This is a genomic window from Streptomyces sp. 2-1 (assembly GCF_048564895.1).
Classification (GTDB): domain Bacteria; phylum Actinomycetota; class Actinomycetes; order Streptomycetales; family Streptomycetaceae; genus Streptomyces; species Streptomyces phaeochromogenes.
The window spans coordinates 5,589,315-5,601,865 of the sequence record NZ_CP183383.1 but is presented as its reverse complement, the minus strand read 5'-3'; the positions used below and the strand labels follow the sequence as shown (position 1 = coordinate 5,601,865).

General features: G+C 70.4%; 12 protein-coding genes. 11 read left to right on the top strand and 1 reads right to left on the bottom strand.

Features of this window, described 5'->3' with window-relative positions:
* Positions 1 to 146: 146 nt before the first annotated feature.
* Positions 147 to 1,910 (top strand): aspartate--tRNA ligase, encoded by a 1,764-nt coding sequence (gene aspS, locus ACN20J_RS24615; protein WP_419666827.1) that lies wholly within the window; start codon positions 147 to 149, stop codon positions 1,908 to 1,910.
* 162 nt (positions 1,911 to 2,072) lie between these two features.
* Here the strand turns inward: aspS and ACN20J_RS24610 are convergent, their stop codons facing one another.
* The gene (locus tag ACN20J_RS24610) at positions 2,073 to 2,363 is read right to left on the bottom strand and encodes a hypothetical protein (protein WP_419666826.1); all 291 of its coding nucleotides are present in this window, start codon (positions 2,361 to 2,363) and stop codon (positions 2,073 to 2,075) included.
* A gap of 370 nt (positions 2,364 to 2,733) precedes the next feature.
* Between ACN20J_RS24610 and ACN20J_RS24605 the strand changes: the two genes are divergently transcribed.
* The 10 genes from ACN20J_RS24605 (at position 2,734) to ACN20J_RS24560 (ending at position 12,432) form a co-directional block, all read left to right on the top strand.
* Positions 2,734 to 2,904, top strand: a complete 171-nt coding sequence (locus ACN20J_RS24605; protein WP_160147698.1) for a hypothetical protein — start codon at positions 2,734 to 2,736, stop codon at positions 2,902 to 2,904.
* A 77-nt stretch (positions 2,905 to 2,981) separates the two neighbouring features.
* On the top strand, positions 2,982 to 3,272 hold the full coding sequence (locus tag ACN20J_RS24600; RefSeq protein WP_419666825.1) for a hypothetical protein: 291 nt from the start codon (positions 2,982 to 2,984) through the stop codon (positions 3,270 to 3,272).
* A gap of 1 nt (position 3,273) precedes the next feature.
* Positions 3,274 to 5,058, top strand: coding sequence for a B12-binding domain-containing radical SAM protein (locus tag ACN20J_RS24595; RefSeq protein ID WP_419666824.1), 1,785 nt, complete (start codon positions 3,274 to 3,276; stop codon positions 5,056 to 5,058).
* Between the two features lie 3 nt (positions 5,059 to 5,061).
* Positions 5,062 to 5,973: a DUF692 family multinuclear iron-containing protein gene (locus tag ACN20J_RS24590; protein ID WP_419666823.1), complete on the top strand. Its 912-nt coding sequence runs from the start codon at positions 5,062 to 5,064 to the stop codon at positions 5,971 to 5,973.
* Positions 5,970 to 6,812 (top strand): hypothetical protein, encoded by an 843-nt coding sequence (locus ACN20J_RS24585; RefSeq protein ID WP_419666822.1) that lies wholly within the window; start codon positions 5,970 to 5,972, stop codon positions 6,810 to 6,812. Before ACN20J_RS24590 ends, ACN20J_RS24585 begins: the two co-directional genes overlap by 4 nt.
* On the top strand, positions 6,809 to 8,200 hold the full coding sequence (locus ACN20J_RS24580; protein WP_419666821.1) for an MFS transporter: 1,392 nt from the start codon (positions 6,809 to 6,811) through the stop codon (positions 8,198 to 8,200). Before ACN20J_RS24585 ends, ACN20J_RS24580 begins: the two co-directional genes overlap by 4 nt.
* A complete protein-coding gene (locus tag ACN20J_RS24575) occupies positions 8,197 to 9,651 on the top strand; it encodes a hypothetical protein (RefSeq protein WP_419666820.1) in 1,455 nt (484 codons plus the stop codon). Before ACN20J_RS24580 ends, ACN20J_RS24575 begins: the two co-directional genes overlap by 4 nt.
* Positions 9,648 to 10,595 carry a JmjC domain-containing protein gene (locus ACN20J_RS24570; RefSeq protein ID WP_419666819.1) on the top strand — a complete coding sequence of 316 codons (948 nt, stop codon included), beginning with the start codon at positions 9,648 to 9,650 and terminating at the stop codon, positions 10,593 to 10,595. Before ACN20J_RS24575 ends, ACN20J_RS24570 begins: the two co-directional genes overlap by 4 nt.
* 173 nt (positions 10,596 to 10,768) lie before the next feature.
* Positions 10,769 to 11,746, top strand: a complete 978-nt coding sequence (locus ACN20J_RS24565; protein WP_361988673.1) for an intradiol ring-cleavage dioxygenase — start codon at positions 10,769 to 10,771, stop codon at positions 11,744 to 11,746.
* Positions 11,747 to 12,009: 263 nt separating this feature from the next.
* Entirely contained in the window at positions 12,010 to 12,432 is a 423-nt protein-coding gene (locus tag ACN20J_RS24560) for a hypothetical protein (RefSeq protein WP_419666818.1), read from the top strand.
* Positions 12,433 to 12,551: the final 119 nt, after the last annotated feature.

Sequence of the window (12,551 nt, the reverse complement as noted above, 5' to 3'; positions counted from 1 at the left end):
CCACCGAGGCAGGTGAGACGCGGGTGGGCACCCAGGGCCGGCAGGGTGGCGGAACTATTGCGAACGGCGATCTTGGGGCGGCCGGTAGGCTTGCGGTGTTTCACGTGAAACAACGCCCCCGACCGCGAAGACTGGATGAAACGACGATGCATCGGTACAGGTCCCACACCTGCGGCGAGCTCCGCGCCTCTGACGTCGGCAGCGACGTCCGGCTGAGCGGCTGGCTGCACAATCGCCGAGACCTGGGCGGCATCCTCTTCATCGATCTGCGCGACCACTACGGCATCACGCAGCTCGTCGCCCGCCCCGGCACCCCCGCGTACGAGGCCCTGGACAAGCTCTCCAAGGAGTCCACGGTCCGCATCGACGGCAAGGTCGTCTCGCGTGGCACGGAGAACGTGAACGCGGAGCTGCCGACCGGCGAGATCGAGGTCGAGGTGGGCGAGGTCGAGCTGCTCGGCGCGGCCGCCCCGCTGCCCTTCACGATCAACGCCGAGGACGGTGTGAACGAGGAGCGGCGTCTGGAATACCGCTTCCTCGACCTGCGCCGCGAGCGCATGCACCGCAACATCCTGCTGCGTACGTCGGTCATCTCTGCCATCCGTCACAAGATGACGGCGCTGGGCTTCAACGAGATGGCGACCCCGATCCTCAGCGCCACCTCCCCCGAGGGCGCGCGTGACTTCGTGGTCCCGTCCCGTCTGAACCCGGGCAAGTTCTACGCCCTCCCCCAGGCGCCGCAGCAGTTCAAGCAGCTGCTGATGATCTCGGGCTTCGACCGGTACTTCCAGATCGCGCCCTGTTTCCGTGACGAGGACGCGCGTGCGGACCGTTCGCCGGGCGAGTTCTACCAGCTCGACGTGGAGATGTCCTTCGTCGAGCAGGAGGACGTGTTCCAGCCCATCGAGAAGCTCATGACCGAGCTGTTCGAGGAGTTCGGCAAGGGTCGGCACGTCACCTCCCCCTTCCCGCGGATCCCGTTCCGCGAGTCGATGCTGAAGTACGGCTCGGACAAGCCGGACCTGCGGGCCCAGCTGGAGCTCGTAGACATCACCGACGTCTTCGAGGGCTCGGAGTTCAAGGCCTTCGCGGGCAAGCACGTACGGGCCCTGCCGGTGCCGGACGTGGCCGCGCAGTCCCGCAAGTTCTTCGACCAGCTCGGTGACTACGCGGTCTCGCAGGGCGCGAAGGGCCTGGCCTGGGTGCGGGTGGCCGAGGACGGTTCGCTGACGGGCCCGATCGCGAAGTTCCTGACCGAGGAGAACGTCGCCGAGCTGACGAAGCGCCTGTCGCTCACGGCCGGCCACGCCGTCTTCTTCGGTGCGGGCGAGTTCGACGAGGTCTCGAAGATCATGGGCGCGGTCCGCGTCGAGGCCGCCAAGCGCGCCGGGCACTTCGAGGAGGGCGTCTTCCGGTTCTGCTGGATCGTCGACTTCCCGATGTACGAGAAGGACGAGGAGACCGGGAAGATCGACTTCTCGCACAACCCGTTCTCCATGCCGCAGGGCGGTCTGGAGGCCCTGGAGACCCAGGACCCGCTGGACATCCTGGGCTGGCAGTACGACATCGTCTGCAACGGCGTCGAGCTGTCCTCCGGCGCCATCCGGAACCACGAGCCCGACATCATGCTCAAGGCCTTCGAGATCGCGGGCTACGACCGGGAGACCGTCGAGGAGCAGTTCGCGGGCATGCTCCGCGCCTTCCGCTTCGGCGCCCCGCCGCACGGCGGTATCGCCCCGGGCGTCGACCGCATCGTCATGCTCCTCGCCGACGAGCCGAACATCCGGGAGACCATCGCGTTCCCGCTGAACGGCAACGCGCAGGACCTGATGATGGGCGCGCCGACGGAACTGGACGAGACGCGACTGCGTGAGCTGCACCTCTCGGTGCGCAAGCCGCAGCCGAAGTAGGGCCCTTCGGGCCCCGCTCTCCTCAGGTGCGGCTTGCGGGTCCGGCTCTTGGGCCGGGCCCGCGGGGGCGCTCCGCTGGGAGGCCTCGCTTTTTCTGCGGGTTGGTTGTGGCTGGGTGCGCGGTTCCTCGCGCCCCTTCGGGGCGCGCCGGAACTTGCCTGCTCAGCCTGGTTTGTGATCGTCCTCGGGGTCCGGGAGGGGCGGGAGTCGTAGGTCGCCCGGTACCGGGCCCTCGTCGTCGTGGGCTCGGGCGTAGCGGTGTATGCGTACCTGGAGGTTCATGCGCCGGGACTCCTTGCTGAGACGGCGGCGCTCGCGGCGGCCGGCTTCGTCGTCGTCCAGTTCGTTGTACCGTCGGCGGGTCTCCCAGAACGAGCGCTCCTGGGCGGCCGCCGCCTCCCCGGGAGTGACGTCCTCCGGGTCGTCCCGGCTCCCGCCGGATTCATCTGTCATGTGACCCAGAGTGGCACGAAGCGGCAGTCACGGAGAGTGAATTCCCGGATGCTGCCATGTGGGTGACGAAGATCCTTCCCGCGCCGTAGAGATCCGGACAGCGCGGGTGTGCCACGGCCGTGATCTTCCCGGGAGTGTCGTGCTTCCTCCCTGGTCGGAGCCACCTTGCGCGGCTTGCTCGCGCGGAGAACGCGCCCCCGTTTCACGCTCCTCAACTCTCCCTCGCGCGACGTCATTTACTGGCCATTTGCCTGTTTGACGACAAACCGTCCCGGCCCACACGCTCCTTTGGCACGCGGTCTCCCTGTTGCTCAGGGTGACTCCGGATGGGCCCCAGGCTGCCCGGGGCCGGACGAGAGGAAGACCAACGATGGCCCGTAGCGCGGAGAAGCAGCAGAAGCCGGTCCGCAAGTCGCTGACCGAGCGCACCCACGACGAGCTGGAGATCGCAGGGTTCGACGAGGTCGAGACCCCCGAGGCAGACATCGTCAGCCTCGGCGGCGCCAGCTACACCAAGATGCTCGGCAAGATCTACGCCTGACCGCTCCCCCTCGCGGCTCCGGCGTGCGATGCGCCGGGGCCCGAGATCCGTCGCGCCGGACCCCGGAGAGCCCGTCGATGCTGCGCATCACCTCGGAACTGCCCTACTTGGACCAGGCAGGTCACGTCTACGTGCCGCTCGCCGGACCGGCACGGTCCTGTCTGAAGCTCAACCGTCACGCCTCCCGCATCTGGCGCGAGGCCCTGCGCCGCCCGGTGGACCTCGACACCCTGCCCGAGCTCGACCGGGACTTCCTCCTCGGCCTCACCCGGAACGGCGTCCTGCGCACCGCACCCGCGTCGACGTCCGTGTCGGGGCCGGCGTCAGCCCCGGTACCCGCGCCCGCGTCCTCGTCCGAGGGAGTGTGAGATGGGCACGCTGACACGGCCGGCCATCGCCTTCGTGAACCCCTCGGTCGGCTTCTCGGACCGCCGCAAGTCCAAGCCGATCGGGCTGGCCTACATCATGGCCTACCTGGAGAAATCCGGATTCCCCAGCTCGGGCTTCGACTTCGGGGACTCCGAGGACGACGCCGTCGAACTAGCCGCGCACTACGGCCTCGACCGCTTCGACGTCGTCGGATTCTCCGTCTACAACGAGTCGTTCCGCGCGGCGATCGCCATGGCCGAGTGGATCAAGAACCGCAGACCGGAGTGCCTGATCGTCCTCGGCGGCCCGCACGCCACCGCCGTCCACGAGCACATCCTGCGCCGCTACTCCTGCGTCGACGTCGTGGTCCGGCGCGAGGGGGAGGAGGCGATGCTCGATCTCGTACGCGGCCTGGGCGCGGACGCGGACGTGAGCGTGAGCGTGGACGTGGGCGCGGATGTGGATGGGGGCGTGGACGACCGGGCAGGGCTGACCGGGATCAAGGGCACCACCTGGCGGGCGCCCGACGGGGCCGGCCTCCTGGTCAACGAGGACCGGGACTTCGTGCCCGAACTCGACCAGATCCCGTTCCCCGACGCCGAGTTCACCTCGCACTCCGGCTACCCCGACCTCACGTACTACGACGAGGTGCAGGGCCGGCTGAAGGCCGCGCTGACGATCTGCAGCAGCCGCAGCTGCCCGTACAACTGCTCGTTCTGCGGTGTGCTCACCATCGGCCGCAAGTACCGCTCGCGCGAGGCGGAACGGGTCGTCGCCGAGCTGCTCCACTTCCGTGCGCGGCACGGCGTCAACTACGAGCACGTGTACTTCAGCGACGCCAACTTCTTCGTCTCGCCGACCCGTGCGCTGGAGGTCGCCGAGGCGCTGTACGAGGCCGATCCGCAGGTCACCTTCAGTTTCGGCACCCGGGTCAACCAGATCCTCAAGGCCGCCGAGGTGCTGCCCCGGCTCAAGGAGTGCGGGCTGCGGTTCATCGAACTCGGCATCGAGTCCGCCTCGGAACCGGTCCTCGAACGGCTCGCCAAGCATGTGAAACCCGAGGTCAACGTCGCGGCCGTACGCCTGCTGAAGCGCCTGGGCATCGAGATCTCGCTCGACTTCATCATGCTGGACCCGGCCACCACCCTGCCCGACATCCGCGCCAACCTGGAGTTCCTGCGCGAGGCCGGGTTCTACGACTACGTGCCGCACGACCACCTCTACACCGCGCTCGTGCTCTACGAGGGCACGCCGATCCGGGACTTCTACGCCCGGCGGTTCGGCGTCGTCTTCGACCCGGACGATCTGCCCAGCCCCTTCACGCTCTTCGAACTGCCCGAGGTACAGCGGTTCAGCGACACACTGCGGGCCTTCCGCAAACGGTGGCAGGACCGGATCGACGACGCCCTGGCACAGGGCGAACTCGCGCTCGCCTCCATGGCCGACGGCTCGGACGGCTCGGACGGCTCGGACGGGTTGGATGGCTTGGATGGTTCGGAAGGTTCGGGCCTCTCCCGTGAGTCGCACGCCCGGCTGCAACTCGACGTCGTGTCGCTGCGGCACGCGCCCAACCTCTTCATGGAACGGCTGCTGGAGGACGCCGAGGCCGGATTTCCACTCCTGGACGAGGTCGGAGGCGCGGGAGGAGGGCTCGACGCGCTGCTGCCCCGCCTCGGACACGACCATGTCCATCTGCACGACCTGATCGAACGCACCGAGGCCGCCGCGCGGGAAGCAGGCTTCGCGCAGGCCCCGGGCGCCGCCGCTCCGCACGGGAGGGACTAGCGCATGGCAGGGACCGACCACATGCCGACAGCAGTACGCACGGGGTCCCCGATCCCCGAACTGGGTCCGCCCGGTGTCCACGGGATCTGCTTCAGCTGTGACTCGATCAAGGACATGGACATCGCCGAGGAGACGGCGACCAGGCTCGGCTCCACCGCCACCTGGTACAGCGTCGGAGTCCTCGCCACGGACCAGGAACTCGCCCTGCGCTGCGCGGAGTTCTGCCGTCGGCACGGGCTGCACGCGCTGTTCCACCCGCTGGACCTGGACGTCTGCGGCACCGACCCGCTCGACGACCGGCTGCTGCGTCTGCTCGGGCAGCGGGCCGACGAACTGAACTCGCCCTGGCTCAACATCGACCTCGCGATGTGGGTCCGCGAGGGGGAGACCCTGCTGGAGTCCCTGGTGCCCATGCCGCTCGTCGACGAGGCCGTGGACTGGGCGGTGGACCGGATCAAGCACGCCCAGGACGTCATCGGCCGCCCGCTGACCATCGAGAACGCGCCCTATCCGTTCGTGGTCGGCGACCGGGACATCCTCACCCTGATGACGCGGATCGCCGAGCGGGCCGACTGTCTGATGACCATCGACGTCGGCCACCTCTACGGGCTGCGGGTCCAGCGGGGCCTGTCACCGGTGCTGCCGAGTGACGACGACATCGCCTGGGACCGGGTCGTCGAGGCGCACATGAGCGGTACGTTCGTCCGCCGCTTCGAGGGCGGCGTACGCCTGGTCGACGACAAGCACGACTGGCCGGTCAGCGACGAGGTGTGGGAACTGGCCGACGCGCTGCTCCCCCGCGCACCCCATCTGCGGTCGGTGATGGCCGAGGCGGAGGGCATGACCGCCGACGAACTGACCGACAGCGTGCGGCGCTTCGCCCGCCGGACCGACCACTGGTGGAGCGCCTCATGACCCTCGATGCCATCTCAGGAGTCGCCCTCGACTACGTCAGGGTGACCGACACGACCTGGCGCGTCCTCAACGCGACCGCGAGGCGGCGAGCCCAACTGCTCGCCGAACTGCCCGCGGCCGAGCGTGTCGTCGTCGCCGAGGGCACCAGGGGACCGGGCTTCGACATGGAGCAGGCCCGGCGCCGCAAGACCGTCGCCAACGTGCTGAACGTCAGCTTCCCGGTCACCTTCTTCGCGTACTACGGCCGGACCGGCGCGGAGGGCCTGCACGCCTTCCTGGACAGCGAGTTCTGGCAGCGGCGGCCCGCCCAGCCCGGATCGGTGTTCCCGCCCGCGGCCACCGCGTCGGCCGCCTTCGGCGGGTTCCTGCGGTCCACCGACTGGATCACCCGCCAGGAGGACTGGGTCGGCGAGGCCTTCGCCTTCGAGGACGCGTACCTCTTCGGCCGCGCCACGGTCGACACGCGCCCGAGCCGCGGGGACTCCTCCAGCCGCCCCCGCCTGGTGCCCGGCGCCTGGACCGCCGAGGCCACGTTCGACGTTCCCGCGTACGGCAGGCTGCTGCGCGAGCGGGGCACCGTGGACCCGTGGCCCGAGGCGCTGCTGCTGGTCAAACGCCGTCCCGCGCCGCTCGCCGTCGTCTCCGTCCCGATCCTGGCCCCGGCCGGCGAACGCGTCCGCCGGGTACGGCTCACGGGCGACACCGTCGCCGCGCTGCGCTGGCTGTGGGACGCCGACGTGCCGGTGCCCGAGGACGTCACCGGGACACCCACCTACGCCAAGGCGGTCGGCGCCGGACTGGTGGACGAGGCCGGACCTGTGGACAGGGCCGCTCAGTGACCTCTGGGACCTCTCGCGGCCCGGAAGACGAGAGCACGAGCCCCGCGAGCCCCGGTCCACCGTGGCCCGCCGACCAGGACCCGGCCGACCGCGTCAGCCATGCCGGTCACGTCGACCGCGTCCGCCGCGGCTATCTGCTGGTCTCCGGTCTCGACTACTTCGCCGACATGCTCCTCACCGTCACGTCGGTCCTGCTGCTGCAGTCGCTGGGCATGGGATCGGGCGCGGTGTTCGCCCTGATCGCCGCGGTGTGGATCGTCGAAGGGGTCTCCGAGATCCCCACCGGCGTCCTGGCCGACCTGCTCGGCCGGCGCACCTCGGTCGCGATCAGCTTCGTACTGCGGGCGGTCGGCTACAGCGTCCTGTTCTTCAGCGGCAGTGTGTACATCGCCGCCGCCGGAGTCCTGCTCTCCGCGCTGGGCGGCACCTTCGCGTCCGGCGCCCTGGAGGCCTGGGCCGTCGACGAGACCGGGGCCAAGGACCCGAGCGGCCTGGACCGGCTCTTCGCCCAGGGAAAGATCGCCGAGAACGCGGGCCTCGTCCTCGGCACCCTGACCGGCGCCGCCCTGGGCACGCTCGACCTGGCGTTGCCCCAGATCGTCGCGGGCCTGACCTGCGCACTGGCGGCCGTACTGTCGCTGCGGCTCATGACCGGACGCCCGGATCCGGACCGTCCCCCGGCCGCCCCGGGTCGCCGGGAAGCCTTCGCGCCACGGCTGCGGGAGTCGTTCGGCGAGGTCATGACCGGGACCCGGCTCACCCTGCGGGGCGACAAGGTGCTGATCGCCCTGATCCTCGCCGCCGCACTCCTGTGGCTGTTCCGGGGTATCCCCGGCGTGCAGTGGACGGTCGTGTACGAGGGACTCGTCGGCGGAAACCTGCTGGTGCTCGGCGCGATGCGCAGCGTCGGCTCCCTGCTGGAGATCCCGCTCCTCGGCTGGACCCTGAGCCTGCAGAAACGCCGGGCGTCCGCGCGCCGGACCGTCATCGTCACCGCGTCCACGGCCGGCGCCCTCGCACTCGTCTGCGCCGCCGCGGTGAAGGAACCGGCCCTCTCGATCGTCTGCTACGTGTGCTTCTCCACGGCGTTCGGCCTGTGCATGCCCGGTGTGAGGGCTGCCATGAACGAACGGATCGACAGCGGCCACCGCGCCACCGTCCTGTCCGTGGCCTCGCTCTTCAACAGCCTGTTCACCGGTGGCGGCCTGATCCTGACCGGCCTTGCCGTCGGCGATCTCGGCAGTACGGCCCTGGCCTGGCCGCTCGCCGCCGCCGGGTTCGGTGTCGCTGGCCTGTGGGTGGCGTCCCTGGCAGTACGCCCGGGGACGGCACCGACCACCACCTCTACGACCGGATCGACCGGGCCCCAGGAGGTGCGCGCTCCATGACCGCCGCCGTACCTGACGCAGTACACCCCGGCGTGCCAGACGCCGTGCACCCCGCAGGATCCGACGCCGTACAGGTCGTATACGTCGAGGATCTGATCGCGGACCTCCAGCTGGAGCGTGCCGGGCTCCCCGGCCGCGACCCGGTCCCGGCGGCCCGGCGTGCCCGGCAGGCCGCCGGTGAGCTGGCCGACCTGGGACTCTCCCGGTTCGTAGCCGAGCTCTTGGGCGAGACGGCAGCCGTGCCCGCCCCCTCGGCGGTACTCGACCTGGAGGCGGACGAGGACGGCCGAAGGGCCTCGTACGAGGTCTGGTGTGCCGAGGCCCGCGAGCTGACCGACGAGGTCTGGCGGTGGCTGACCGAGCGGCGCCGGGCCGCCGGTCAACTCCCCTGGTGGTGCGGGGAGTCGGCGCTCCCGCTGCCCCACGACTCCGTACGGCGGCTCGCCGAGGTGACGGCCCCGGTGCGGGACTTGTCAGAGATCGCCGCCGCCTGGGCCCGCCCGGCCGGACTGCATGGCAGCGCGACAGCCGAGTACAACTGGCGCTGGCTGCTGCTGGGCAAGGGGGTGCTCGGGCCGTCCGAAGGGGTGTCCGGTGGGGTGCCTGGTGAGGGGCCGTTGCCCCAGCTCAACGAGCTGATCACCCTGCTCGTCGGTCAGGCGCGGCGGTGCGGACTGCTGCCGCTCGGCCACCAGGTGAAGGTGCTGCGGCGCCCGAACACCCCGTCCATGGTGATGCCCGTACGGCTGCCCGGTTCCTCGCTGCTGTCCCTGCCGACCGCGGTCACTCCGGTGACGGTCCAGTACCTGCAGCACGAGCTGGCCCACCTCGCCGAGCACGCGCTGCGTCCGGCCGACGCCCCGCTCGTCGAACGGTGGACGTTCGATCCGCTGCGGTCGGAGGGGTGGGCCCTGCTGCTGGAGCACCTGGCGGGATCGACCGCGTTTCTCGCCCGGCTGGGGATCGACGAGGAGATCGCCGTGGTCCTCGCCCGTTTCTACGCCGAGGAGGAGTGCTTCAGCCGCGGCCTGATGGCGGCAGACCTGGCGCTCGACACGGACCTCGCGGGCTGCCGTACGTCGGCCGAGGCGCTGGAGGCCGCGTCGGCCGTGGCCGCCGCCACCGGGCTGGAGTGGGCTCCCGAACTCCTCCTGCTGCGGCAGACCCGCGTCCTGCACTGGCGCTCCTACCTCGCGGGTTACGCCTGGCGGGACACCGTCCGCGCCGAACTCGATGCCCGCTTCGGCGACGGTGACGGCAACGGCTGTGGTGGAGGCGATAGCTGGGCGGACCGGGACGAGGCCTGGGCGCTGCTCCGGAGCGCGCTGGCCCGAACCGGCCCCGCAGGATCCGCCGCGGGATTCCTGGACGCACTTCGGCATCCCGGGCCGACACCACCGCACGCACCTGCACGTACCGCACGCCCCCGACCCCATGAGGAGGCCCGATGACGACGACCGAGGCAGAGAGCGGGACGGTCGGCGGACCGGCGACCGTCCCAGTGGACAGGGCGACCGCCGGCCTGCGGGACGGGCTCCGGCTGCTCTGCCGTGACCCCCGTACAGCCGACGACCTGCCCTGGGGCGAGGCGCACGCCGTCCTCGACGCCGCGCAGGAGGTCGCCGCGATCGTGTCCCGGCAGGACCTGGAGGACTGGCTGGACTGCAGCCTGCTCCACTACCCGGTGCTGAACGCGATGCGCGGCGGCACCCCCGTGCCGCCCGAGGCGCTGACCAGGGTCATGCACGTGTCCGGCGACCCCCGGGCCGGTTACGTGGACGGGGCGAAGGTCCGCTTCCAGCTGGCGGCCGGGGCCACCGTGGTCGTGCAGAACCTGCACGAGTGGCATCGCCCAGCCCAGCAGCTGTGCCGTCGCCTGGCACAGCTGTTCTCGGCCAAAGCGGGAGCCGTGGCGTTCTGGACGCGGGCGGGGGAGGACGGCCTGCGGGTCCACCGAGACGACGGCCATCTGTTCGTGGTGCAGATCTCCGGGACCAAGCGCTGGTATCTGTACGACACCCCGCGCGACGCGGCGGACTGGAGCCCCGGATACGTCGAGGACCTGGCGAGCGCCCAGACCGTCGACCTGCGGCCCGGCCAGGTGCTGTATCTGCCCGAGGGCATCGCCCACCACACCCGCACCCTCGACACGGAGTCCGTGCACGTCACCGTCGCGATCAGGGAACCCCGGCTGCGGGACACGGTCGAACTGGCCGTACGCGCCTGCCTCGCGCGCATCCCGGACCACGCGACCCTGTCGGGGACCGGAGCCGAGCGGGAGGAGACCGCGGACGAGCTGCTCACCCGGCTCGCCGAAGCGCTCGGGCGGGTGGACCGGGCCGCCCTGGTACGTGACCTGTCGCGCCGCGCGGCGGAGACCCGCGGCAGCCGCTGAGGCGCAGGGCTCGGGTCGTGAGCCGCTGAGATGCAGGGCTCCGGTCGTGAGCCGCGGGGCCAAGGCCGTGAGAGATACGTCTGCGATCGATTCGCGCCACGTTCTTCATGGACACAGCAACCCACAGTCCGTGCCCACGCCCTTGACAGGCTTCTTACCTAACTTCCCTGTCCATGACGGGAATCCAAGGAAACCAAACAGCTCAGGGTCCGAAACACAAGCGGAACGTGACGCGCCGCAAGGTCGTCGTGGCAGGTGGCGCGGCAGTCGCCGCGGTGGGCGTGGGCGGCACGATCGCCGCGACCGCGAACGCCGGTCAGACGACGAAGGGCGCCTCGCCGACCGCCTCCTCCACCTCCTCGGAGACGTGCTACAAGCTCACGTCGGAGACCACCGAGGGCCCGTACTACATCGACGCGGACAAGCTCCGCCAGGACATCACCGAGGACCGGGAGGGCATCCCGCTCACCCTGCGTCTCAAGGTGATCGACAACGAGACCTGCAAGCCGATCAGAAACGCCGCCGTCGACATCTGGCACTGCGACGCGCTGGGTCTGTACTCCGGGTACGAGGACTCCTCCTCCGGTGGTGGCGGGGGCACGCCGCCCAGCGGAACGCCCACGGACGTTCCGTCCGGTACGCCGACCGGTGCCCCGCCGGGTGGCGGCGGTGGCGGCCACCAGGAGCCCACCGACGACAAGCGCTACCTGCGCGGCACGTGGAAGACGGACAAGCAGGGCTTCGTCACCTTCAAGACGGTCTTCCCGGGCTGGTACCAGGGCCGCTGCGTCCACATCCACACCAAGGTGCACGTCAGCGGCACCTGGACGGACGCCGGCTACGAGGGCGGGAACACCTGCCACACCGGCCAGTTCTTCTTCGACGAGGAGTCGGTGCTCGCCTCGGCGGAGGTCGAGCCGTACTCCACGTCGACGACCGAGCGCACGACGCTCACCGAGGACACCATCTACGACCAGACCGGCACGGCCGGTGGTCTCCTCAAGCTCAAGTACAAGAAGAACGGCATCGCGAAGGGCGTCCTCGGCACGATCACCATGGGCGTCGACCCGGACGCGACCCACGAGGGCACGGACGCCGCGGTGCAGCCGGGCGCGTCGGCGACCACGTCCGCCTCCGCCTCGGCCTCGTAGTCCGCTTCGGCGAGGCGAACTGATCACAGGCGGGCCCGGGGAGTGGGACCCCGGGCCCGCCTCGGTGAAGGGCCAGGTGGCGACGGGCGCGGCATGCTGAGGTCCGCCCGGCGGTAATGGATCGGGAATCAGCGGGCACCTGATCAGGTGGCGCACAGGATTCTCGTCGGAGACGCACAGCGGCAGGGAGTCTCATGGGTCATGCGGGATGAGAACCTCCCGCAGAAGACCGGCAGAGCCGGAGGAGACCACCGGAGGAGATCATGGGATTCGCCGTGCTGCTCGCACTGCTGCTGATCGTCGGGGCGGTGGCCGCGGTCGTCGTACAGCGGCGGTCGAACGGCGGGGGCGCCATGTCCGACCTGGACGCGGAGGCCGAGGCCAACCGCTGGGTGGTCCGGCTGGGCGGCAGCCTGTCCGCCTTCACCGCGGGGGCGCGCGCCGACCGAACCGCGGCCCGCGAACTCTCGGCCGCCGCCGAACGCCACCGCACCGCCCGCCACCAGCTGGCCACCGCCCGCACCCCCGCCGAGTACGCGGTGGTGACCCGCACGGCCCTGGAGGGCATGCACCACGTCCGAGCGGCCCGCACGGCTCTGGGCATCGCCCCGCCCCCGGGCCTGCCGTCCGTGGGGCTTCCGCCCTCGGGCCAACGCCGGAACCAAAGAGATCACGTCCGGACGTAACGAGACCCCGTAACGAGATCCCGTCCGGACCCGGTGAGGCGACACCTGAGTACGTTGATGGCATCTACGTAGATTCAATCTACGTAGATGCCATCTACAGAAGTACGCGCCGATAGTCG

Bases quoted from the DNA above. Each gene is read 5' to 3' on its own strand.
- ACN20J_RS24610 (WP_419666826.1), bottom strand. From the start codon at position 2,363: ATGACAGATGAATCCGGCGGGAGCCGGGACGACCCGGAGGACGTCACT.
- aspS (WP_419666827.1), top strand. From the start codon at position 147: ATGCATCGGTACAGGTCCCACACCTGCGGCGAGCTCCGCGCCTCTGAC.
- ACN20J_RS24575 (WP_419666820.1), top strand. From the start codon at position 8,197: ATGACCGCCGCCGTACCTGACGCAGTACACCCCGGCGTGCCAGACGCC.
- ACN20J_RS24565 (WP_361988673.1), top strand. From the start codon at position 10,769: ATGACGGGAATCCAAGGAAACCAAACAGCTCAGGGTCCGAAACACAAG.
- ACN20J_RS24560 (WP_419666818.1), top strand. From the start codon at position 12,010: ATGGGATTCGCCGTGCTGCTCGCACTGCTGCTGATCGTCGGGGCGGTG.
- ACN20J_RS24585 (WP_419666822.1), top strand. From the start codon at position 5,970: ATGACCCTCGATGCCATCTCAGGAGTCGCCCTCGACTACGTCAGGGTG.
- ACN20J_RS24600 (WP_419666825.1), top strand. From the start codon at position 2,982: ATGCTGCGCATCACCTCGGAACTGCCCTACTTGGACCAGGCAGGTCAC.
- ACN20J_RS24605 (WP_160147698.1), top strand. From the start codon at position 2,734: ATGGCCCGTAGCGCGGAGAAGCAGCAGAAGCCGGTCCGCAAGTCGCTG.
- ACN20J_RS24595 (WP_419666824.1), top strand. From the start codon at position 3,274: ATGGGCACGCTGACACGGCCGGCCATCGCCTTCGTGAACCCCTCGGTC.
- ACN20J_RS24590 (WP_419666823.1), top strand. From the start codon at position 5,062: ATGGCAGGGACCGACCACATGCCGACAGCAGTACGCACGGGGTCCCCG.
- ACN20J_RS24570 (WP_419666819.1), top strand. From the start codon at position 9,648: ATGACGACGACCGAGGCAGAGAGCGGGACGGTCGGCGGACCGGCGACC.